Annotated in this window: 18 protein-coding genes and 1 rRNA gene; 8 read left to right on the forward strand and 11 right to left on the reverse strand. The window is 73.7% G+C overall.

Features of this window, described 5'->3' with window-relative positions:
- Window positions 1-43: 43 nt before the first annotated feature.
- Together RZ50_RS15385 and RZ50_RS15390 are read right to left on the reverse strand one after the other, a co-directional pair.
- Window positions 44-553, reverse strand: a complete 510-nt coding sequence (locus tag RZ50_RS15385; RefSeq protein WP_196948347.1) for a hypothetical protein — start codon at window positions 551-553, stop codon at window positions 44-46.
- A gap of 124 nt (window positions 554-677) precedes the next feature.
- The gene (locus tag RZ50_RS15390; protein WP_254802504.1) at window positions 678-1814 is read right to left on the reverse strand and encodes a patatin-like phospholipase family protein; all 1137 of its coding nucleotides are present in this window, start codon (window positions 1812-1814) and stop codon (window positions 678-680) included.
- A gap of 324 nt (window positions 1815-2138) precedes the next feature.
- Between RZ50_RS15390 and RZ50_RS29890 the strand changes: the two genes are divergently transcribed.
- Window positions 2139-2633: an Rv3235 family protein gene (locus RZ50_RS29890; RefSeq protein WP_196949422.1), complete on the forward strand. Its 495-nt coding sequence runs from the start codon at window positions 2139-2141 to the stop codon at window positions 2631-2633.
- A 77-nt stretch (window positions 2634-2710) separates the two neighbouring features.
- Here RZ50_RS29890 and secA read toward each other — a convergent pair whose 3' ends face one another.
- On the reverse strand, window positions 2711-5473 hold the full coding sequence (secA, locus tag RZ50_RS15400; protein ID WP_196949421.1) for a preprotein translocase subunit SecA: 2763 nt from the start codon (window positions 5471-5473) through the stop codon (window positions 2711-2713).
- A gap of 301 nt (window positions 5474-5774) precedes the next feature.
- On the opposite strand from secA, the gene RZ50_RS15405 reads away from it, so the two are divergent.
- The gene (locus tag RZ50_RS15405; protein ID WP_196949420.1) at window positions 5775-6995 is read left to right on the forward strand and encodes a winged helix-turn-helix domain-containing protein; all 1221 of its coding nucleotides are present in this window, start codon (window positions 5775-5777) and stop codon (window positions 6993-6995) included.
- Between the two features lie 55 nt (window positions 6996-7050).
- On the opposite strand, the gene RZ50_RS15410 is transcribed toward RZ50_RS15405, so the two are convergent.
- Together RZ50_RS15410 and hpf are read right to left on the reverse strand one after the other, a co-directional pair.
- A complete protein-coding gene (locus tag RZ50_RS15410; protein ID WP_374199921.1) occupies window positions 7051-7809 on the reverse strand; it encodes a response regulator in 759 nt (252 codons plus the stop codon).
- Between the two features lie 265 nt (window positions 7810-8074).
- Window positions 8075-8770 carry a ribosome hibernation-promoting factor, HPF/YfiA family gene (gene hpf, locus RZ50_RS15415; protein ID WP_196949418.1) on the reverse strand — a complete coding sequence of 232 codons (696 nt, stop codon included), beginning with the start codon at window positions 8768-8770 and terminating at the stop codon, window positions 8075-8077.
- Window positions 8771-9234: 464 nt separating this feature from the next.
- Here hpf and RZ50_RS15420 point away from each other — a divergent pair, with 464 nt between their 5' ends.
- Window positions 9235-9891 (forward strand): ComF family protein, encoded by a 657-nt coding sequence (locus RZ50_RS15420; protein ID WP_254802740.1) that lies wholly within the window; start codon window positions 9235-9237, stop codon window positions 9889-9891.
- A gap of 46 nt (window positions 9892-9937) precedes the next feature.
- On the opposite strand, the gene RZ50_RS15425 is transcribed toward RZ50_RS15420, so the two are convergent.
- The 3 genes from RZ50_RS15425 to mtrA are packed head-to-tail and all read right to left on the reverse strand — an operon-like array spanning window position 9938 to window position 14568.
- Entirely contained in the window at window positions 9938-11809 is a 1872-nt protein-coding gene (locus tag RZ50_RS15425) for an LpqB family beta-propeller domain-containing protein (protein ID WP_217680550.1), read from the reverse strand.
- Window positions 11784-13889 carry an MtrAB system histidine kinase MtrB gene (gene mtrB, locus RZ50_RS15430; protein WP_374199922.1) on the reverse strand — a complete coding sequence of 702 codons (2106 nt, stop codon included), beginning with the start codon at window positions 13887-13889 and terminating at the stop codon, window positions 11784-11786. The genes RZ50_RS15425 and mtrB overlap by 26 nt, the downstream gene beginning before the upstream one ends.
- Window position 13890: 1 nt before the next feature.
- A complete protein-coding gene (gene mtrA, locus RZ50_RS15435; protein WP_207813332.1) occupies window positions 13891-14568 on the reverse strand; it encodes an MtrAB system response regulator MtrA in 678 nt (225 codons plus the stop codon).
- A gap of 287 nt (window positions 14569-14855) precedes the next feature.
- Here mtrA and RZ50_RS15440 point away from each other — a divergent pair, with 287 nt between their 5' ends.
- The 5 genes from RZ50_RS15440 to RZ50_RS15460 all read left to right on the forward strand — a co-directional run bounded on the left by RZ50_RS15440 (window position 14856) and on the right by RZ50_RS15460 (window position 20432).
- Window positions 14856-16010, forward strand: a complete 1155-nt coding sequence (locus tag RZ50_RS15440; protein ID WP_217680552.1) for a hypothetical protein — start codon at window positions 14856-14858, stop codon at window positions 16008-16010.
- 5 nt (window positions 16011-16015) lie between these two features.
- Window positions 16016-16729, forward strand: coding sequence for a DUF4129 domain-containing protein (locus RZ50_RS15445; protein WP_217680554.1), 714 nt, complete (start codon window positions 16016-16018; stop codon window positions 16727-16729).
- Window positions 16726-17970, forward strand: a complete 1245-nt coding sequence (locus tag RZ50_RS15450) for a DUF4350 domain-containing protein (protein ID WP_305853035.1) — start codon at window positions 16726-16728, stop codon at window positions 17968-17970. Before RZ50_RS15445 ends, RZ50_RS15450 begins: the two co-directional genes overlap by 4 nt.
- On the forward strand, window positions 17967-18977 hold the full coding sequence (locus RZ50_RS15455; protein WP_374199923.1) for an AAA family ATPase: 1011 nt from the start codon (window positions 17967-17969) through the stop codon (window positions 18975-18977). The genes RZ50_RS15450 and RZ50_RS15455 overlap by 4 nt, the downstream gene beginning before the upstream one ends.
- A gap of 144 nt (window positions 18978-19121) precedes the next feature.
- A complete protein-coding gene (locus tag RZ50_RS15460; RefSeq protein WP_217680555.1) occupies window positions 19122-20432 on the forward strand; it encodes a DUF58 domain-containing protein in 1311 nt (436 codons plus the stop codon).
- 7 nt (window positions 20433-20439) lie between these two features.
- Here RZ50_RS15460 and RZ50_RS15465 read toward each other — a convergent pair whose 3' ends face one another.
- The 3 genes from RZ50_RS15465 to rrf all read right to left on the reverse strand — a co-directional run bounded on the left by RZ50_RS15465 (window position 20440) and on the right by rrf (window position 22341).
- On the reverse strand, window positions 20440-21615 hold the full coding sequence (locus RZ50_RS15465) for an RNA polymerase sigma factor (protein WP_217680628.1): 1176 nt from the start codon (window positions 21613-21615) through the stop codon (window positions 20440-20442).
- 8 nt (window positions 21616-21623) lie between these two features.
- Window positions 21624-22031: a YciI family protein gene (locus tag RZ50_RS15470; RefSeq protein ID WP_217680629.1), complete on the reverse strand. Its 408-nt coding sequence runs from the start codon at window positions 22029-22031 to the stop codon at window positions 21624-21626.
- A gap of 193 nt (window positions 22032-22224) precedes the next feature.
- Window positions 22225-22341, reverse strand: a 5S ribosomal RNA gene (rrf, locus tag RZ50_RS15475).
- Between the last annotated feature and the right edge of the window lie 102 nt (window positions 22342-22443).

Raw genomic sequence — 22443 nt, forward strand, 5'->3', positions numbered from 1 at the left:
GGAGCACCGACACGCCGGTAGGACGGAATTCACGCCGGCGGCTTCACGCCAGCAGCGAGGGGATCTCCTGGGTCGCGTACCAGAGCAGGTCGTGGTCCTCGGCGCCGTCCACGGTGAACTGGGCGTCCTGGTCGCCCGCGTCGGCCGCGGCCACCGCCGCCACCGCCGCCGCCACGTCCGTGACCACCTCGGCGTCGGCGACGTCCGCGTGCACCGCGGCGGCCTTCGCCAGCTTCACCGGGCCGGCCAGCACCACCTGGCCGAGCGAGGCCTGGTCCTGGTACTCGTCGCCGGCGAACGGCCGCACGGCCGAATCGGCCACGTCCAGCGCCACCACGACCCGGCGGCGCGGGGCGTCCGGGTCGGCGGCCAGCAGCCGCAGCGAGGACTGCGCGGCCCGGTTCAGCGCCGCGTACTCCAGCTCCTCAAGGTCGTCGCTGACATACCACTCGCGCAGCGCGGGCGTCACGGCGTACGCCGCGGACTGCTCCAGGGCGCCCCCCTCGTGCGCCGCCGCCAGGCCGGTCAGGGTGGTGGGCACGTACACGCGCATCGGTGGCACTCTCCAGTCGAGCGGGGCTTCGTCCAGCGGGTTCGTCCAGCGGGGGTCGTTCGACGGCACAGTGGCCGACGCCCCCAAGAATAAGCTTCGCCGGCCCGCCCGTGATCACCCGAGTTCACTCCCGCCGCGCGGCCCGCAGCGCCTCCCGGCCGGTGCGCAGGCCGCTCTCCAGCACCTCGCCGCGGCGGGCCGGGTCCATCATGTTCGGGCCCATCACCGCCAGGTCGGCCAGGGTCGGCGCGATCAGCCGCACCCGGACCCCCTCGGCCCGCAGCAGCGCGGCCTCGCGCAGCAGCTGCCGGGTGACGGCGCGGCGGTAGCGGCTGACCAGCTGGGCCAGCACACCGCGCGGGCGGTCCCGGGCCCGCCACTCGCGCAGCGCGGCCAGGGTGCCGCGGCCGGGACGCTCGGCGCGCGGGCCCAGCCGCAGGGCCATCGGGGCGAGCACGTACACCTCGTCCAGGCCGCGGCCGAGCATCAGGTCGGCGTTGGTGGCCGACCAGCAGCCGCCGTCCACGTACGCCGAGCCGTCCAGGCGGACCGGCGCGAACCAGCCGGGGATCGCGCAGGAGGCCATCACGGCGTCGGCGACCGCGACGGCCGGGGCGTCCGGGTCGCCGAAGACCACCCGGCGGCCGCTGCGGTAGTCCACCGCGGCCACCCGCAGCGGGGCCGCGGTGGCCGGGCCCGGGGCGGTGGCGGCGGGGGCCGGGATCGCGGCGGCGTCCGGGGCCGCGTCCGGGGCGGGCCAGCCGTCCGGGCCGAGCAGGCCGCGCACCAGCTCGCCGACCGGCGCCAGCGAGCCGCGGCCGTGCGGCGCCACCGCCGAGACCATGGTCAGCAGCGGGTACGCGCGCGGGTTCCGCACGGCGTCCCGCAGCAGGTCCGGCGAGCCGATCCCGGCCCGCGGGCGGGGCGGCAGCGCGCCACCGACGGCGGTGTCGTAGTCGAAGGCCACCCCGGCCAGCGGGCCCTCGGTGATCGGCAGGCCGCGCTGGTGGTCGCGCAGCTGCTCGGGGCGGACGCCGCCGGCCAGCATCGCGGCCAGGATCGCGCCCGCCGAGGTGCCGAGCAGCACGTCCGCCGCACCCGGCTGGCGCCCGGTGGCCTCCTCGACGGCGCACAGCGCGCCGACCGTCCAGGCCGCGCCGAGCATCCCGCCGCCGCCCAGCACCAGCCCTCGCCGGGGTGCGCCCCCGGCGCCCGGTGTCGGCGCCGCCACCGCCCGTGCCGCCATACCGGCTGTCGTCATCCCGGCCGCCCGTCGTCGTGGGGGCGAGACCCCCGCCAGGCTCCGATGGTGCGCGCGGACGGCTGCGGGACGCAACGGCGGGCCCGGGCACATCACCCGGTCCGACCTACCGGGGCGTCCCCTTTCCGGGCCGTACGCCCCGCCCCCGCGCGTCAACCGGGCACCCCCGAACAACCCTTCGAACCCGCCGCCGCACTGGTCAATTCACTCGGATAGGTGAACTTTTCGCCTCCCCCGGCCGCCACGAAAACGCATTGCCGCCCCACGCGGGGCGGCGCCAGCCTGGGCCCGTCCGTACCCGCACCACCCCTACCGGGAGCCACCGTGACCGTCCACCTGAGCAGCGATCCGACCACCCGCCCGACCGCTCGTCCGGCCGCCGGGCTCACCGCCCGCCCGCACCGCCGGATCCGCGCCACCGGCGGCTGCGACCCGGCCGGGCGCCGACCGCGCCACCCGCGCGCCGCCTGCACCGCCGCCGGAGCACCCCGCCACGACCCCGGGGCGCTCGCCTCCCGCTTCGCCCACCAGCTGGTCGAGGTGCTCACCGGCGCCCGGCCCTCCGGCCAGCTGATGCGGCACACCAGCCTGGACGGCTACGGGCAGCTCGCCTCGCTGGTCCGGGCCGGCGCGCTGCGCCGCGGCGGCCCCGCCGACCGGCCCCGGCTCGGCCCGGTGCACGACCGGTCACCCTCGCCCGACGCGGTCGAGGCCTGCGTCCGGGTCGACCTCGGCCGCCGGCACCACATGGTGGCCTTCCGGCTGGAGCAGCGCGGCCCGGCCGGGCAGTGGCAGTGCACCGCCGTGGAGGCCCGATGAGGCCCCCGGCCCACGGGACGGCGCAGGGCGCCGCCCCCGTTCGGGTGCGGCGCCCTGCGTGGCGTCCCGGGGTGCGCTCAGGCCTTGCGGCGGCGGCCCTTGGTGGACTTGGCGGCCTTGCGGCGCTCGGCGCGGGTCAGCCCGTCGCTCTCGTCCTCCGACACGGAGTCCTCGAAGTCGCCCTCGACCACACCGCCGCCGACCTCGTCCGAGGGCGCCGTGTAGTGCAGCCGCTGCGGCTTCGGGGCCTCCAGGCCCTTCGCCTTGATCTCCGGGCGGGCGGCGTCCTTCTCCAGCTTGTCGAGGACTACCTCGGCGTCCTCCAGCGGCACCTCCTCGACCTGCTGCTCGACCTGGACCTCCAGGTTGAACAGGTAGCCGACGGACTCCTCCTTGATGCCCTCCATCATCGCGGTGAACATGTCGAAGCCCTCGCGCTGGTACTCGACCAGCGGGTCGCGCTGCGCCATGGCCCGCAGGCCGATGCCCTCCTGGAGGTAGTCCATCTCGTAGAGGTGCTCGCGCCAGCGGCGGTCCAGCACCGACAGCACGACCCGGCGCTCCAGCTCGCGCATGATCTCGGAGCCGAGCTGGTCCTCGCGGGCGCCGTACTGGGCCTGGATGTCCTCCTGGACGACCTTGATCAGGAACTCGGGGGTCAGGCCGGACGGACCGCCGACCTCCTCCTCCAGCTCCGCGAGGTCCAGGGTGATCGGGTAGAGCTGCTTGAGCGCCGTCCAGAGCTTGTCGAGGTCCCAGTCGTCCTCGAAGCCCTCGCCGGTGGCCGCCCGGACGTACGCCTCGACGGTGTCGTCCATGAAGTGGCCGACCTGCTCCTGGAGGTCCTCGCCCTCCAGCACCCGGCGGCGCTCGCCGTAGATGACCTCGCGCTGGCGGTTGAGCACCTCGTCGTACTTCAGGACGTTCTTGCGGATCTCGAAGTTCTGCTGCTCGACCTGGGTCTGCGCGGAGGCGATGGCGCGGGTGACCATCTTGGACTCGATCGGCACGTCCTCGGGCACGTTGGCCATCGAGAGCACGCGCTCGACCATGCCGGCCTTGAACAGGCGCATCAGGTCGTCGCCCAGCGACAGGTAGAAGCGGGACTCGCCCGGGTCGCCCTGACGGCCGGAACGACCGCGCAGCTGGTTGTCGATCCGGCGGGACTCGTGCCGCTCGGTGCCGAGGACGTAGAGGCCACCGGCCTCCTTGACCTCGTCCTGCTCGGCCTTCACCGAGGCCTTGGCCTTCTCCAGCGCGGCCGGGAACGCGGCCTCGTACTCCTCCGGGTTGTCCCCCGCGGAGAGCCCGCGCTGGGCCAGCTCGGCCGCCGCGAGGTGGTCCGGGTTGCCGCCGAGCATGATGTCGGTGCCACGGCCGGCCATGTTGGTGGCGACGGTGACGGCGCCCTTGCGGCCGGCCTGCGCGACGATCTGCGCCTCGCGCTCGTGGTGCTTGGCGTTCAGCACCTCGTGCGGGATGCCGCGCTTGCGCAGCTCCTGCGACAGGTACTCGGACTTCTCGACCGACACGGTGCCGACCAGCACCGGCTGGCCCTTGTCGTGCTTCTCGGCGATGTCCTCGACCACGGCGGCGAACTTGGCCGGCTCCGACTTGTAGATCAGGTCGGGCTGGTCGATGCGCAGCGGCGTCTTGTTGGTCGGGATCGGCACCACGCCGAGCTTGTAGATCTGGTGGAACTCGGCGGCCTCGGTGGTGCCGGTACCGGTCATGCCCGAGAGCTTGTCGTACAGACGGAAGAAGTTCTGCAGGGTGATGGTGGCCAGGGTCTGGTTCTCGTTCTGGACCTCCACCCCCTCCTTGGCCTCGATCGCCTGGTGCATGCCCTCGTTGTAGCGGCGGCCGGCCAGGATGCGGCCGGTGTGCTCGTCGACGATCATGACTTCGCCGTTCATGACGACGTAGTCCTTGTCGCGCTTGTACAGCTCCTTGGCCTTGATGGCGTTGTTCAGGAAGCCGACCAGCGGGGTGTTCACCGACTCGTAGAGGTTGTCGATGCCCAGGTAGTCCTCGACCCGGGTGACACCCTCCTCCAGGATGCCGACGGTGCGCTTCTTCTCGTCGACCTCGTAGTCGCGCTCGATCTTCAGGCGCAGCACCAGCTTGGCGAAGTCGGCGTACCACTTGGTCGCCTGGTCGGCCGGGCCGGAGATGATCAGCGGGGTACGGGCCTCGTCGATGAGGATCGAGTCGACCTCGTCGACCACCGCGAAGTTGTGGCCGCGCTGGACGAGTTCGTCCTTCGACCAGGCCATGTTGTCGCGCAGGTAGTCGAAGCCGAACTCGTTGTTCGTGCCGTACGTGATGTCCATCGCGTACTGGCGCTTGCGCTCGACGGGGGTCATGTTGGCGAGGATCACGCCGACCTCAAGGCCGAGGAAGCGGTGCACCCGGCCCATCCACTCCGAGTCGCGCTCGGCGAGGTAGTCGTTGACGGTGATCAGGTGGACGCCCTTGCCGGTCAGCGCGTTGAGGTACGCGGGCAGGGTGCCGACGAGGGTCTTGCCCTCACCGGTGCGCATCTCGGCGACGTAGCCGTGGTGCAGCGCCGCACCACCCATGAGCTGGACGTCGTAGTGCCGCTGGCCGAGCACGCGCTTGGCGGCCTCGCGGACGGTGGCGAACGCCTCGGGGAGGATGTCGTCCAGCGTCTCGCCGTCCTCGAGCCGCTGCTTGTACTCGTCGGTCAGCGCGCGCAGCTCGGCGTCGGTGAGGTTGACGAAGTCCTCTTCGATGGAGTTGACCTGGGCAGCAATCCGCTGCAGCTTGCGAAGGATCTTGCCTTCGCCGGCGCGCAGGATCTTGTCGAAGACGGACACTTGAGCGGGCTCCTTGCCTGTATTGGCACTGGACGACTGCACGGCGGGTCCACCCCACCGCACGGGCCATCGTATGCGAGGAGTCCAATCCGCCGGGAGGTGCGTCAGCACGGTATTCCCGTGTCACCCGCGCGGGCACATGGACCGATAGCACCGCCCACCGGGGCAAAACGGTCGGCGGCCCGGACAGTTGGCCCCGCGATCGGGTGCTCCCGTCCCCCGTCCCGCGAAATAATCCGTTCACGGCGGAGCCCGCCCGCTCCCGGGCCCGCTGTCGGTGCCCGGGGCTACGCTCGCCGGCATGACCGCCGCAGCCGCCGACAGCACCCCCGTCACCGCTCCCGTCACCACCCTGACCGCCGACGAGGCCCGCCGGATCGCCCTGCGCGCCCAGGGCCTGCTCGGCGCGCCCGACCGCCGGGCCGGAGTGCGCGGCGTCCTGCGACACCTGGGCGCCGTCCAGTTGGACACCATCTCGGTGCTGGCCCGCTCGCACGAGCTGGTGCCGTACGCCCGGCTCGGCGCGGTCGGCCGCCCGGCCGTCGAGGCGGCGTACTGGGGCGCGGGCACCAGCTTCGAGTACTGGTCGCACGCTGCCTGCATCCTGCCGGTCGAGGAGTGGCCTCTGTTCGCCTTCCGGCGCCGCCGCTACCGCGACCGCGGCCACCTCTGGGGCCACCAGGTCACGCCCGAGGCCTACCGGGCCGTGCTCGACAAGCTACGCGCCGAGGGGCCGTTGACCTCCACCGAGCTGGGCGGGGCCAAGCGGACCGCCGAGTGGTGGGACTGGTCGGACACCAAGATCGCGGTCGAGCGGGCGCTGGCCTTCGGCGACGTGGTCTGCACCGAGCGCCGCGGCTGGAAGCGGGTGTACGCGCTCGCCGAACAGGCCATCCCGGACGCCCTGTTCGGGCAGGAGCGGTCCGACCGGGAGTGCGTGCGCACCCTGGTCGCCCAGGCCGGCGCCGCGCTCGGCATAGCCACCCGGGCCGACCTGCTGGACTACCACCGGCTGCGCGCCGAGGAGTTGGACCCGGTGCTCGCCGACAGCGGGCTGGTCCCGGTCGAGGTGGCCGGCTGGGGCCCGGACGGCGCCGCGGCCCCAGCCTGGGCCGACCCTGCCGCCCTCGCCACCACCCCGCGCGGGCGCCACCGCACCACGCTGCTCTCGCCGTTCGACTCGCTGGTCTGGGACCGCGCCCGCACCGAGCGGATCTTCGGCATGACGCACCGGCTGGAGGCCTACACGCCCAAGCACAAGCGGGTGCACGGCTACTTCGCGATGCCGCTGCTCGCCGGCGGCCGGCTGGTCGGCCGGGTCGACCCGGCCCGCGAGGGGCGCACGCTGGTCGCCCGGCAGGTGTCGCTGACCGGCGGGCGAGGGCGTGACGCCCGGCACGTCGAGGCGCTGGCCGCCGCGCTGCGCGAGGCGGCCGCCTGGGTCGGCTGCGACGGGGTGCGGGTCGAGACGCTGCACGACGAACGGCTGCGCCCCGCCCTGGAGAAGCTGCTCGCGGACTGAGCGGCCCGGCGCTGGCGCCGGGCCCTGCCCGGGCCCGGCCGACGCCGGACCCGGCTCACCCTATTTCGAGGATCTTCTCCCGCATCGCGTACACCACGGCCTCCATCCTGGAGTGCAGCTGGAGCTTCTCCAGGATGTTGCGCACGTGGTTCTTCACGGTGTTCTCGCTGATGAACAGCTCCTTGGCGATCTCCCGGTTGTTCATCCCGGTCGCCACCAGCTTCAGCACCTCCAACTCCCGGTCGGTGAGCCGCGGTGCGGGCACCAGGTCCCGGTCGTCGGAGCGGCGCTGGATCATCGACTTGAACTCGGTGAGCAGCTTGGAGGCCATCGACGGGCTGATCTGCGACTGCCCGTCGGCGACCGCGCGGATCGCGGTGGCGACCTCGTCGGTGGAGATCTCCTTCAGCAGGTAGCCGGTGGCCCCCGCCTTGATCGCCTCGTAGAGGTCGGCCTCCTCGTCGCTTATCGTCAACATGATGATCTTGGTGCTGGGCGCCACGTCCTTGATCGCCGTGCAGGCCTCGATCCCGCTGCGGCGCGGCATCCGGACGTCCATCAGGATGATGTCGGGCAGCAGGTCGGCGGCCTTCAGCACGGCCTCGGCGCCGTCCCCCGCCTCGCCGACGACCTTGATGTCCTGCTCCTCCGCGAGCACGATCTCCAGCCCCCGGCGGAACAGCGCGTGGTCGTCCACCACCAGCACGCGGATCGGCTCACCCCGGTGCGGCGCGTACGCGGGCTCCCCCTCCGGCCCCGGCGGCAGTCCGGCGACCGGCCCCGCAGCGGGCCCCAGCCCGAAGTGATCCCCCATCCGCTCCTCCCCCTTCGCGGGTCGTCGTGCGCCAATCATTCCACGCCCCGAAGCCGCCCCGGTCACCCTCCGGCGCCGATTCCCCCGCATCGGGTGACCCCTGCCCGCAGGACGCCCGAGCGCCGTTCGAACCCGCCCCACCCCTCACGCCCGACCCGGACGTCACAGCCGCTCCACGCACCCGCCCCACGCACCGGCCCCGGAACGCCGGTGACCCCGGCGGCCACTGCCACCGGGGTCACTCCTCTCATCACTGCCGGGACGGTCAGTCCTCTCCGTCGACCCGCCCGATCGCGCCGCCCGCGCCACTGGCCACGCCTGCCGCCATGTCCGGCTGCACGTGGATGACGCCGTAGTGGTAGCCGTGTCGGCGGTAGACCACGCTCGGCAGGCCGCTGTCCTTCTCCACGAAGAGGTAGAAGTCGTGGCCGACCAGCTCCATCTCGTAGAGCGCCTGGTCCAGCGCCATGGGGGCGGCCGAGTGGGTCTTCTCGCGGACCACCAGCGGGCCCTCGCCCTCCACTTCCAGGGATCCCATCATGGTCTTGCGGACGGCCCCGTTGGCCTCGCCCTCCGTGGCGGTCGTCTCCGGCAGCGCGGCCAGGGCCGCCGTCGCCTCGGCGACGCTCATGGGGGTGCGGCCGTTGGCGCCGCCCTTGTGCACTCGACGCCGGTCCGCGGACTTGCGCAGCTGCGCGTCGAGCTTCGCCGAGGCCAGGTCGAGCGCCGCGTACGGGTCGCCGGCGGCGGCTTCGGCCCGGATCACCGGGCCTCGGGTACGGAGAGTGATCTCCACGCGGTCGGACCGGTCGGCCTGCCGCGGGTTGTGCTCCTTGGACACCTCGACGTCGAGGCTGATCACCTTGCCGTCGAACTTCTGGACCTTCTCCAGCTTCTCGGCCACGTGCTCGCGGAACCTCTTGGGCACCTCGGTCTTGCGGCCCTTGACGACGATGTCCACGCAGAACTCCGATCCCTCGTGCTGACGCCGATCCGGGTGCTACCGGACCGGACTGAGATCCAGCTGGACCAGCCCGTCCACTGCCGGCCCCCGCCCCCGCCGCCAGCGGCGGAAACGACTGGCCCCTCACCTCACTTCCTCCCCACCAGGGACTCTTGAAACCCCCTGGAGCCTTATCGAACACCTCACACGGGGTTTTCGCCTCCCCGGGCAAGAAGGTGGGTATGACCCGATATTGCGGTCGGGCGGTCAAGCTGGTGAACCCTGTCTACCCTCTCCCGGGTGAAGTATGGGTAAATACCTGGACAACGCCCCCCATACGGCGGATCCTTTGCTGACTCTCCGTGTCCGCCTCTCCATGTCTGCCGCCGCCAGGAGCAGCCGTGCCGCCGTCCCCCTCCGCCGCTCCTCCGCCCTCCCCCAGGAGGGCGCTCGGCCACGCGCTGGCCGGACTGCTGGACGTCCTGCTCCCCGTGGACTGCGCGGGCTGCGGCGCCGAACGCACCCAGCTCTGCCCGGCCTGTCGGCACGCCCTGGCCACCGCCCGTCCCGGACCCACCGTGCTGCCCTGGGCGCATGCCGCCGCCCCGTACGCCGGCCCGGTCCGGCAGCTGCTGCTCGCGCACAAGGAGCGCGGCGCGCTGCGGCTGGCCGGGCCGCTCGGCGAGGCGCTCGGACGGGCGGTGCGCTCCGCACTGGGGGCCCGCGCCGGGGCCGCGCCGCTGCTGCTGGTCCCGATGCCCTCGGCCCGGGCGGCGGTCCGCGCCCGCGGCCACGATCCGACGCTGCGGCTGGCCGGGGCCGCCGCCCGCTCGCTGCGCCGGGCCGGCCTGGACGCCCGGGCCACGCCGCTGCTGCGGCACGCCCGTCCGGTCGCCGACCAGGCCGGGCTGACCGCGGCCGAGCGGCGGCGCAACCTGCGCGGCGCGCTGACCGTCCTGCCGCGCGCCCGGCACGGCCTGGCCGACCGTCAGCCGGTGCTGGTGGACGACCTGGTGACCACCGGTGCGAGCCTGGCCGAGGCCGCCCGGGCGCTGGCCGCCGCCGGACTGACCGCCAGGGCCGCCGCCACCGTCGCGGCCACCGAGGTGCACCCGACCGGGGTGCGCCCGGAGGGCTGAGCGGCCCGGCACCCGGGCCCCTGACACCCCCGCACCCGGCGGCGCGTCAGCCCACGTAGAAGAAGGACCGGACCTTGTCGACGAACTGGGCTTCCCGCCACTGGTTGTTGACCAGCCGGTAGACCCGGCCGTCGGCCATCATCGCGAGCACCGGCGGCGACGGGGTCAGGGTGTCCCCCCGGGACTCCGGGGCCGAGATGGCCCCGATGCTGTCCCCGCCCTGCAGTTGACTGTCCGTGCTCTGCGAGCCGTCGGTGCTGATGTAGTACAGCTGCGGGGTCCGGTCGGCCTCCTTGCCGAGCACCAGCAGCTGGTCGGCCTCCGCCCAGGTCACCGAGGTGACCTCAGTGAGCGAGGGGGCCGCCCGGCGCAGCGAGGTGATCTTCACGGTCGGCGCCTCCGGGGTGCCGCCGTGCACGACCAGTCCGAACATCAGCGAGGTGGTGCCCAGGCCCGGGGTCTTGACCACCAGGGCGGCCCGGGCGCCGTCCGAGGAGATCTTCAGCCCCTGCACGGTCTGCCCGGTCAGCCCCTCGACCGGCACGGTGTACGCCTTGTTGCCGCGCACCGTGACCACCCGCTGGGCCTGCGGGTTGCGGTCCACCACCCAGAGGTCGCCGCGGCCGTCCCAGCTGGGCGAGGCGAGGCCGTTGTCCTTGTCGGCGGTCTTCCCCGGGGAGCTGAGCACCGGCTCGGGCATCGCCACCGTGCTGTCCTGCAGCGGCACCGAGTAGAGCTGGTGGGCGTCCGCGCTGATCACGGCGGCCCGCAGGCCGTCCCGGCTGATCGCGATGACGCCCTGCTGGGCCGCGCCGCCCGGCTGCGGCTTGCCGAGCACGCCGTGCACCGGGTCGCCGGTACGGGCGTCGTCGGTCACCATCAGGGCGCCGTTGTCGGCCCGCTGGTAGTACAGCTGCACCGGCATCGGCCCGGACAGCGCGCCCGGCCCGGTGGCCGGCACGTCGGTGCGGCTGGCCGTGCAGGAGCCGCGCGGGCCCTTCAGCTCCAGCCGCTCGACCTGCCCCTTGCCCTGGTCGGCGAGGGTGTAGAAGAGCTGGGACGCCATCCGGCGGCAGGCCATCGGCTCGCCGAGGTCCGTCCCGCCGAGCTGCACGTGGGCGACCCGGCTGTCGTCGATGACGACCTTGTCGACCGTGGTGCCGGCCGGGAACGCCGTGCGGACCACCGGCGAGAGCCAGGTCGAGGGCCCGGCCACGAGCGCCCTGGCGGCCGAGGTCAGCGGGTCTATCCGGCGGCGCAGGTAGATCGGGTCGGCGATCAGCACCTCCTGGCCGGTGTTCCCGGTCGGGGCGGCGGACGGGTCCGGGGCGGTGTAGAAGAACCGCTCGACCTGCCGGAAGCTGTTCCGGAAGTTGGTCTGGTTCATGATCACGCCGGGCGGCAGCCGGTCGATCCGCCACTCGCCGTCCTTCTCCCGGACGAGGGTGAAGTCCGACGCGACGTTGTTGTTCTGCCCGGCGACCGGCAGGTACGAGTGCTTCTCGTCGACCGTGGCGACCATCTGCCCGGTCACCGTCGCGGAGGCCGTGGTCGCGGTGTCGGAGACGTCCTGGCCGGCCTTGATGGTCGTGGCGGCGAGCACCTGGATGCCGGCGTCCGGGTTCCAGGTCGCCGCGGCGTTCTCGGTGAGGTACTTGCGCGCGGTCTCGTACCCCTCGTCGGCCGTCACCGCGTCCAGGAAGCCGGTCACCAGCTCCCCGGGCTTGGCGCCCTTGCCGGGCGCCATCGGGTAGACCCTGGCCTGCAGGTTCTTGTCGGCCGACCCCTGGGACAGCTCCACCCTGGTGATGCCGCCGGAGTCCGGCATGGCCGCACAGCCGCTCGCCACCAGGGCGCCGAGCACCGTGCCGGCCACCGCGACCAGCCGCGGCTCAGTCCTGCTGCTCGTCCTTCGCACGCTGCGACCCCTCCAGGTCCGTCCCACCCGTCGCGTACGGCTCCGCCGTCCGCTGTGCCACCGACGGCCGTCCGGGCGTCGGGTCCACCATGACCTGGGCGCCGGTGGCGCCGTAGCCGGCCCCCGCCGTCCGCACGTCCGAGGGGTCCGAGCGCGGCCCCTCGGGCATCCGGGTCCGGCCCAGCCCGGGGCCGATGTTCAGCACCCCGCCGAGTCCACTGCCCAGTCCGTTGCCGGATCCCTCCGGCGTCTCGGTCTGCTCCTCGGCGGCGGTCAGCGCCGTGGAGCCGGTCGGGGCGATCGCCCGCCGGTACGGCGCACCGTACGTGCCCAGGCCCCGGTTGTTGCGGGAGTCCTCCGGCTCCAGCCGGAACGGCGCCCGGTTGATCTCGCCGCCGCGGGTGCGCGGCAGAGTGAGCCGGAAGTGCGAGCCGCCGCCGGGCTCGCCCCAGGCCTGGAGCCAGCCGCCGTGCAGATGGGCGTCCTCGACCGCGATGGACAGTCCCAGGCCGGTGCCGCCGGTGGTGCGCACCCGGGACGGGTCGGCCCGCCAGAAGCGGTGGAACACCCGGGAGGCCTCGCCCGGCTTGAGGCCGATGCCGTAGTCGCGCACGCCGACCGCGACCGCGCCGTCGGCCGAGCCCAGCCGGACCACCACGTCACGGCCCTCGCCGTGCTCCAGCGCATTGACCACCAGGTTGCGCAGGATGCGCTCGATCCGGCGGGAGTCCACCTCGGCGACCACCGGCTCGCCGTCGCCGCGGATGATGACCGCGCTGCCCTTGGCCTGGGCCAGCGGGTCGGCGGACTCCACCACCCGGGCGACGATGTCGCGCAGGTCGACCGGCTCGGCGTCCAGGATCGCGGCGCCGGCGTCGAAGCGGCTGATCTCCAGCAGGTCGGCCAGCAGCGACTCGAAGCGGTCCAGCTGGCCCTGCAGCAGTTCGGCCGAGCGGGCCGCCATCGGGTCCAGGTCCTCGCGGCTGTCGTAGATCAGGTCGGCGGCCATCCGGACCGTGGTCAGCGGGGTGCGCAGCTCGTGCGAGACGTCCGAGACGAACCGCCGCTGCACCCGGGACAGCTCCTCCAGCTGGCGGATCTGCGCCTGGAGGGCGTTGGCCATCCGGTTGAACGACTCCCCGAGGCGGGCGATGTCGTCCGTCCCGGTCACCTTCATCCGCTCTTCCAGGTGCCCGTCGGCGAGCCGCTCGGAGATGCCCGCGGCCATCCGCACCGGGGTGACCACCTGGCGCACCACGACCCAGGCGATGGCACCCATCAGGATCACCACGAACACGCCGGCGGTGGCCAGGGTCCCGGTGATCAGGTTGAGGGTGTCGGTCTCCTGGCCGAAGGAGAACACGTAGAACAGCTGGTAGCTGGTGTCGGCCGGACCGACGAACTGCATGCCGAGGGCCAGGCCGGGCTCGCTCTTGCCGCCGCCCTCGGGCGAGCGGTGGATCCTGGTCGGCTGGTCGAACATCTGGCCGGGCTCGTCGTAGAGCCTGGCCCGCAGGCTGTCCGGGACGCTGCTGGGCTGGATGTCGCCCGAGTAGCGCGGCGCGAAGCCGGCCGTGTCCGGGACGACGGCACCGGTGCCGGGGGCCATCGCGATCACCGAGTAGACCGTCTGCCCGCTCGCGGCCAGGTCGTTGACCTGCCGCAGCAGCCAGGTGCCGGTCTCGGCGGTGGTCGGGTCCGCGTTGGCCCGCAGGTTCTGGTCCCGGGCCTCGTCGATCTTCTTCTGCTCGACCTGGAAGCCGATCCGGGCCTGGGCCCGGGCGGCGTCCAACTTGGTCTGGAGCAGGCCGGTGCGCACCTGCGCCATCACGACCACGCCCAGCACCAGGACCACCGCGATGGACAGCAGCAGGGACACCGCGATCACACGCACCTGGATCGAGCGGTGGTACAGCGCGGCCACCCGGTGCGCGGGACGACGGAACTGACGCTTCAGCAGGGCGATCACTCCGGACGGGCCGCGACGGCGGCGGGTGGTCGAACTCAACACGTCCCCGCGCACGGCCTCCGCCCCGTCGGTCGCGGTACCCGACGGGGTGTCCTCGGCCCGCTCCGTCACGTCAGCTGGGTCCGGCCTTGTAGCCGACGCCACGGACGGTCACCACGATCTCGGGGCGCTCCGGGTCCTTCTCGATCTTCGAACGCAGCCGCTGCACATGGACGTTGACCAGGCGGGTGTCCGCCGCGTGGCGGTAGCCCCAGACCTGCTCCAGCAGCACCTCGCGGGTGAACACCTGCCAGGGCTTGCGGGCCAGCGCGACCAGCAGGTCGAACTCCAGCGGCGTCAGCGGGATGCTGCGGCCGTCCCGCTTCACCGAGTGGCCGGCCACGTCGATCACCAGGTCACCGATGGTCAGCTGCTCGGGCGTCGGCTCCTCGGCGCGGCGCAGCCGGGCGCGCACCCGGGCCACCAGCTCCTTGGGCTTGAACGGCTTGGTGACGTAGTCGTCGGCGCCGGACTCCAGCCCCACCACGACGTCGACCGTGTCGGTCTTCGCGGTCAGCATGACGATCGGAACGCCGGACTCCGCCCGGATCTGCCGGCAGACGTCGATGCCGTCCCGGCCCGGCAGCATCAGGTCGAGCAGGACCAGGTCAGGCTTGGACTCCCGGAACGCTGCTAGCGCCCTGTCCCCATCCGCGACGAAAAACGGCTCAAAACCCTCACCCCGCAGCACGATGCCGAGCATCTCGGCCAGTGCGGAGTCGTCATCAACGACGAGGACGCGTCCCTTCATGGGTCCATCTTCTCATTACCGGATTGTGACCTGCCGCACAGCAGTGCCAATGCTCCACAACGGCCAACTCCCCCACCGGCTAATTCCGGCCATACCGGGCGAATAGACCCCGTCGGAGCGTCTCCGAACCGTCCGGAAACCGCCGTCCGACCCCCTGGGCGGTCCCGTTGCCGATCAGCAACCGGATCCCCCTGGGGCCTCTCCGGGCCCCATGGCACGATGGGCGCTGCGCGCGGGCGAAAGATCCGCCCGGAGCCGCACCCGTGACGCCCCTCCGAGGAGCAGTGATGACCGACACCCCGGGCTGGGCCTCGCCCGGCTCGTCCGAGCCACCCCGCGACGACGCCCGGCCCCCGGCCGACGCGCCCGCCGCCGTGCCCGGGCCGTCGGCACCTCCTCAGGCCGCCCCCGCCTGGGGCGCCCAGTACGGGCGGCCGAACCAGGGCGGTCGCACGCCCGGCGGCCACGACCCGTACGGCTGGGGCGCCCAGCGCAGCCCCAGGCCCGGCGTCATCCCGCTGCGCCCGCTCAGCGTCGGCGAACTGCTCGACGGGGCCGTCACCACCGTCCGCCGGCACTGGCGCACCGCGCTCACCCTCTCGCTCGGCATCGCCGTCATCGACCAGGCCGGCGCGATCGCCGCCGCGATGCTGGTCAACGGCCCGTCCAGCCCTACCACCGACCTCATCACCCTGCTCGCCCGCACCCCGCTGATGCTGCTGCTCGACGCGTTCGCCGTCGCACTGCTCACCGTGGTGGTCAGCCGCGCCGTCCTCGGCCGGCCGGTGACCGCCGGGGAGGCCTGGCGCGACGCCCGCCCGCGGCTGCTGCAGCTGCTCGGCCTCACCGCGCTCACCACCCTGATGAGCGCCGGCGTGGTCCTGCTCGGCTTCACCCCGCTGCTCGGCTACAGCGCCGGAGGCGCCGGCTCGCCCGGGACCACCGCCCTGCTGTTCCTCGTCGGCTTCCTGACCGTCCCGGTCGCCGCCTGGCTGCTGATCCGCTACAGCCTGGCCGCCCCCGCGCTGATGCTGGAGAAGCAGGGCGTGCTGACGGCACTGTCGCGCTCGCGGCGACTGGTGCGCGGCTCGTGGTTCCGGATCTGCGGCATCGTCCTGCTGAGCCAGGTGCTGTCGGGGATCCTCGCCATGGTGCTGCTCATCCCGTTCCGGTTCGTCGGCCTGGTCCTCGGCTTCGGCAGCATCGACCGCCTCGACGAGAGCCACCAGACCGTCGGCATGCTGGTCCTGACCGCGATCGCCGGGATCATCGCCTCCGCGCTCTCCACGCCGTTCATGGCCGCGGTCGGCGTACTGGTCTACATCGACCAGCGGATCCGCCGCGAGGCCCTGGACATCGAGCTCGCCCGCGCCGCCGGACTGTCCGAGCAGGACGGCACCGGCTGGAACGGCCAGGCCGACCAGACCTCCGCGAGGCGCTGAGCCGGATGCCCATCTGGGGGGACAGGCTCCTCGCCGCGGGCGGCGCCCCGGCCACCGTTCCGCGTGACCCAGCGCGCGACGCCGCCCGCGACGAGCTGCTCAAAGCCGACTACCACAAGAACGACCCGTCCCTCCTGGAACGGGCCGTCAACTGGATCTGGGACCAGTTCGACCGCGCGCTCGGCAGCATCTCCGGCAACGGCACCGACGGCACCACCGGACTGGTCCTCTTCCTGATCGTCGCCCTGCTGATCGGCGCCGCGCTCTGGTGGCGCCTCGGCGCACCCGGGCGCGCCGCCCGCACCGTCCTGGACGTCTACGGCGCCGAGGGCCCGCGCAGCGCCGCACGGTACCGGGAGGACGCCGCCGGGCACGCCGCCGCCGGCCGCTGGGCCGAGGCCGTCCGCGAACAGATGCGCGCACTGGTCCGGGCCCTGGAGGAGCGCACCCTGCTCGACGCCCGCCCCGGCCGCACCGCGGACGAGGCCGCCGCCGAGGCCGGCCGGGCCCTGCCCGAGCACGCCGCCGCGCTGACCGCCGCCGCCCGCACCTTCGACGACATCGCCTTCGGCGAGCGCACCGCCGACCGGTCCGCCTACCAGCTGCTGCTGGACCTCGACCGGACCCTGGAACGCGCCCGCCCGGTCCTCACCGCGGCCGCGACAGCGGCTCCGGCCTCGACCACGGCTTCGACCACGGCTTCGGGAGGAGCGGCATGACCGGCCCCGCACCGGCCCCCGCCGCCGAGCGGCCCACCACCGACCAACGCGCCGCCTCCGACGCGAACGGCGCCGCCCCCAGCAGCCTCGCCCCCACCGGCCGCGGCCTGTGGCGCCGCGCCCGCTGGTACCTGGCCTTCCTCGCCACCCTGCTGATCGCCGCGATCGGCATCACCGTCCTGGGCAACGACCGCCACTACCCGCCGCTCGACCCGCGCTCCTACGACGCCGACGGCTCCCACGCCGTGGTCGCACTGCTCGAACAGCAGGGCCTGAAGGCCGAGCTCACCACCGACCCGACGACCGCCCAGGGCGGCGCCGACACCCTGGTCCTGCCCGAACCCGACCTCCTCGACCCGGCCCAGCTGCGCGCCGTCGCCGCCGCCCGGCACCAGCGGCTGATCCTGATCGCCCCCGGCCCGGCCGCCCTCAGCGCGCTCGCCCCCGGCGTCCGGACCTCCGAGGAGGACGGCGACGTCCCGTACGCCTCCGTCCGCGGCACCGCCGCGCACTGCCCGCTCCCCGAGGCCGTCCGGGCCGGCAGTGCCTCGATGGGCGGCATGCTCTACACCAGCGGCAGCCGCGGCGAGGGCTGCTACCCGCGCGGCCACGGCTACCCGCTGGTCAGCGCCCCGACCACGGCCGGCGACGTCATCGTGCTCGGCAGCGGCCTCTTCCTGCACAACGGCGAGCTCGCCAAGGACGGCAACGCCTCGCTCGCGCTCGGCCTGCTCGGCTCCCAGCCCCGCCTCACCTGGCACCTGCCGGACTACTCCGCCCCGCTCGCCGAGGGCACCGGCACCAAGACCTTCAACGACTACATCCCGAAGGGCTGGCGCTGGGCCGGCTACCAGCTCGCGGTCGCCGCCGTCCTGGCCGCCCTCTGGCGCGCCCGCCGGCTCGGCCCGGTGGTCAGCGAGAACCTGCCGGTGGTGGTCCGCGCCGCCGAGACCACCGAGGGCCGCGCCCGCCTCTACCGGCGCGCCAAGGCCCGCGGCCGCGCCGCCGACGCCCTGCGCCGCGCCGCCGCCCACCGCCTCGCCCCCGCCCTGGGCGTCCCGCTCCAGGCCGGCGCACCCGACCCCGAGGCGCTCTGCGCCGCCGTGGCCGACCGCCTCCCCGAACGACCCGCCGGGGACGTTCGGGCCCTGCTGTACGGCCCGCCCCCGACCGACGACGCCGCACTGCTGCGGCTCGCCGACGACCTCGACGCCCTCGAAAGGCAGGTACGGAACCCGTGACCGACCAGGCAACCGCCCAGCCCCACCCCGTCCCCGGCACGGCACCCGCTACCCCCGACACCGACCCGCGCGCGGCGCTGACCGCCCTGCGCGCCGAGATCGGCAAGGCCGTGGTCGGCCAGGACGCCGCCGTCACGGGCCTCGTGGTGGCGCTCCTGTGCGGCGGCCACGTGCTGCTCGAAGGCGTCCCCGGCGTCGCCAAGACCCTGCTGGTCCGCACCCTCTCCACCGCGCTCAGCCTGGAGACCAAGCGGATCCAGTTCACCCCCGACCTGATGCCCGGCGACGTCACCGGCTCCCTCGTCTACGACGCCCGCACCGCCGAGTTCTCCTTCCAGCCCGGCCCGGTCTTCACCAACCTGCTGCTCGCCGACGAGATCAACCGCACCCCGCCGAAGACCCAGGCCGCCCTGCTGGAGGCCATGGAGGAGCGGCAGGTCACCGTGGACGGCGAGCCGCGCGCGCTGCCCGTCCCGTTCCTGGTCGCCGCGACCCAGAACCCGGTCGAGTACGAGGGCACCTACCCGCTGCCCGAGGCCCAGCTGGACCGCTTCCTGCTCAAGCTGATCCTGCCGCTGCCCGACCGTGACCAGGAGTTCCAGGTCCTCTCCCGGCACGCCGCCGGCTTCGACCCCCGCGACCTCACCGCCGCCGGGGTCCGCCCGGTCGCCGGGCCCGAACACCTCGCCGCCGCCCGCGCGCAGATCGCGAAGCTGACCGTCTCCCCCGAGATCCTCGCCTACATCGTCGACCTCTGCCGGGCCACCCGGCAGTCCCCGTCGCTGTCCATCGGCGTCTCCCCGCGCGGCGCGACCGCCCTGCTCGCCGCCTCGCGGGCCTGGGCGTGGCTGGCCGGCCGCGACTACGTCACCCCGGACGACGTCAAGGCGCTCGCCCTGCCCACCCTGCGGCACCGCGTCGCGCTGCGCGCCGAGGCCGAGATGGAGGGCGTCACCGCCGACTCCGTCATCCAGGCCGTCCTCACCCAGACGCCCGCCCCCCGCTAGACCCACCGCGGCACGCCGCACCGCACCCGTTCCGGGCCCCGGCCTCGGGCCTCGGGCCTCGGGCCTCCGGCTCACGGGATCCGCGGGCTTCACGAACATCACGGACATCACGGACTTCACGGGCTTCCGAAGGAGCGCATCCGCATGGCCCTCACCGGGCGAACCGCCCTGCTCGCCGCGCTCGGCGCGCTCGTCGTGGGCCTGCTGCTGCCCTCCCCCGCCGGGCTGGGGATCGTCACCGGCGCGGTCCTGCTCGCCGTCCTGGTCGACCTGGTGCTCGCCGCCCCCGTCCGCAGCCTGCGGATCGTCCGGGGCGGCGAGACCACCGTCCGGCTCGGCGAGTCCGTCTCCGTCGAACTGGCCGTCACCAACCCCTCCGGACGGCCGCTGCGGGCCCTCGTCCGCGACGCCTGGGCCCCCTCCGCCTGGCGCCCCGGCACCGCCGAGGCCTCCTCCCGGCACACCCTCACCGTCCCCGCCGGCGAACGACGGCGCGCCGTCTCCGTCCTCACCCCGAGCCGCCGCGGCGACCACCACGCCCACCGGGTGACGGTCCGCTCGCTCGGCCCGCTCGGCCTGGCCGGCCGCCAGGGCTCGCACCACGTGCCCTGGACCGTCCGCGCCCTCCCCCCGTTCGCCAGCCGCAAGCACCTGCCCTCCCGACTCTCCCGACTGCGCGAACTCGACGGCCGCACCTCGGTGTTGACCCGCGGCCAGGGCACCGAGTTCGACTCCCTGCGCGAGTACCTGCCCGGCGACGACGTCCGCTCCATCGACTGGCGCGCCAGCGCCCGCCGAAACACCGTCGCCGTCCGCACCTGGCGCCCCGAACGCGACCGGCACATCCTCGTCGTCCTCGACACCGGCCGCACCTCGGCCGGCCGCGTCGGCGACGCCCCCCGCCTGGACGCCTCCCTCGACGCCGCCCTGCTGCTCACCGCCCTCGCCACCCGCGCGGGCGACCGGGTCGACCTGCTCGCCCACGACACCCGCAAGCGCGCGGCCGTGGCCGGCAGCTCACCGCACGAGATCCTGCCGGCCTTCACCAACGCGATGGCCCTCCTGGAGCCCGCGCTCCACGAGACCGACATGCGCTCGCTGGTCTCCACCGCGCTCAAGATGGCGCCGCACCGCTCGCTGATCGTCCTGCTCACCGGCCTCGACGCGGCCCCGGTCGAGGACGGCCTGCGCCCGCTGCTGCCGCTGCTGACCAAGCGCCACGAGGTCGTGCTCGCCTCCGTCGCCGACCCGCACCTCGACGTCCTCGCCGCCGGCCGGGGCACCACGGAGGCCGTCTACGGCGCCGCCGCCGCGGAGCAGACCCGCGCCGACCGCCGCCACACCGCCGACCGTCTCACCCGCCACGGCGTCACCGTCCTCGACGCACCGCCGGCCCAGATCGCCCCGGCCCTGGCCGACACCTACCTGGCGCTGAAGGCGGCCGGCCGCCTCTGATCACCGCTCAACCACGCCGGCTACCGGGGTCGGGCCCACGGGCGTTGAGCCGGGCGTTGAGCCGGGCCGCCTGACGCGTCAGATGGTCGCGCTCGGCGAGGTTCGGCGCCTTGCGCGCCGCCTCGGCGTACAGCCGCGCCGCCGTCACGAGGTCCCCGTCGCGCTCGCGGAGGTGGGCCGCCACCGCGGCATGGCGGGGCAGCGAGTCGTCCAGCGCCGCGAGCGCCGCCAACCCGGCCCTCGGCCCGTCGGCCTCCCCCACCGCCACCGCGCGGTTGAGCCGCACGACCGGACTGTCGGTCAACCGCACCAACTCGTCGTACCACTCGACGATCTGCACCCAGTCGGTCTCCTCCGCCGTGGGCGCGTCGGCGTGCAGGGCCGCGATGGCGGCCTGCGCCTGGAACTCGCCCAGCCGGTCCCGGACGAGCGCCGCCTGGAGGATCCCGACGCCCTCGGCGATCAACCCGCCGTCCCACCGCGCGCGGTCCTGCTCGGCGAGCGGCACCAGGCCGCCGTCGGGCCCGATCCGGCCGGCCCGCCGGGCGTGGTGGAGCAGCATCAGGGCCAGCAGCCCGGCCACCTCGGGGTGGTCGATCGCCGCCGCGAGCTGCCGGGTGAGCCGTATCGCCTCGGCGGCGAGGTCGACGTCGCCGGAGTAGCCCTCGTTGAAGACCAGGTAGAGGACGCGCAGCACGGTGGCGACGTCGCCGGGCCGGTCGAACCGCACCCCGGAGACGGTGCGCTTGGCCCGGCTGATCCGCTGCGCCATGGTCGTCTCGGGCACCAGGTAGGCCCGGGCGATCTGGCGCGTGGTCAGCCCGCCGATGGCCCGCAGGGTGAGCGCGACCGCCGAGGACGGGGTCAACGACGGGTGGGCGCACAGGAAGTAGAGCCGGAGCGTGTCGTCCACCTCCGACGCGGGCCCGCCCGCCGGCTCCTGCTCGACGAGGTCCTCGCGCCTTCGCCGGGTGGCGTCCGCCCGGGTCGCGTCGAGGAACTTGCGCCAGGCGACGGTGACCAGCCAGCCCTTCGGATCCCTCGGCGGGTCCGCCGGCCAGACCCGGACCGCCTCCACCAGGGCCTCCTGCACGGCGTCCTCGGCCGCCGCGAAGTCGGCCCCGCGGCGGACGAGGACGCCGAGCACGGCCGGAGTGAGGCTCCGGAGCAGTGCCTCGTCCACGGGAGAGGTCACTCCGTGATGGTGGGCGGCACGGCCAGGAACGGGCGCACCTCCAGCCATTCGTGGATCGGCTTCCCACCGGCCCCCGGAGCGGCCGACAGTTCCCCGGCCAGCTCAATGGCGCGCTCGTAACTGTCCACGTCGATCACCATCCAGCCGGCGATGAGGTCCTTGGTCTCCGCGAACGGACCGTCGGTGACCGGCGGACGCCCCTCACCGTCGTACCGGACCCAGGTGCCCTCGGGTGCGAGCGCCTGCCCGTCGACGAACTCGCCGGTCTTCTCCAGCCGGGCCGCGAAGTCCTGCATGTACTTGATGTGCGCCGTGATCTCCTCCGGCTGCCACTGGTCCATCGGCACGTCGTTCACCGCAGCCGGGGCGCCACGGTAGTGCTTGAGCAGCAGGTACTTGGCCATCGTGTTCTCCTCGGTGCTGATGCGACCCATTGTGGTCGCGCTCACCCCTGGGACGAAGCCGGCCACGGGTTCTCGACACGACAGCCCGAACTTTTTTCGGGATCCCGCCTCCCGCGGAGGCATCAAGGCCGACTGTCGGGAAATGCGAAAAGCCCCCATCCGGTTTCCCGGATGAGGGCTCTTCTGAATAATTGTTCGGCGGCGTCCTACTCTCCCACAGGGTCCCCCCTGCAGTACCATCGGCGCTGTGAGGCTTAGCTTCCGGGTTCGGAATGTAACCGGGCGTTTCCCTCACGCTATGACCACCGAAACACTATGAAACTGTCAACCGCACCAACCACGAATGGTTGGGGTCGTTGTTTCAGAACAACACAGTGGACGCGAGCAACTGAGGACAAGCCCTCGGCCTATT

The organism is Kitasatospora sp. SUK 42, from assembly GCF_015776785.2.
Taxonomy (GTDB): domain Bacteria; phylum Actinomycetota; class Actinomycetes; order Streptomycetales; family Streptomycetaceae; genus Kitasatospora.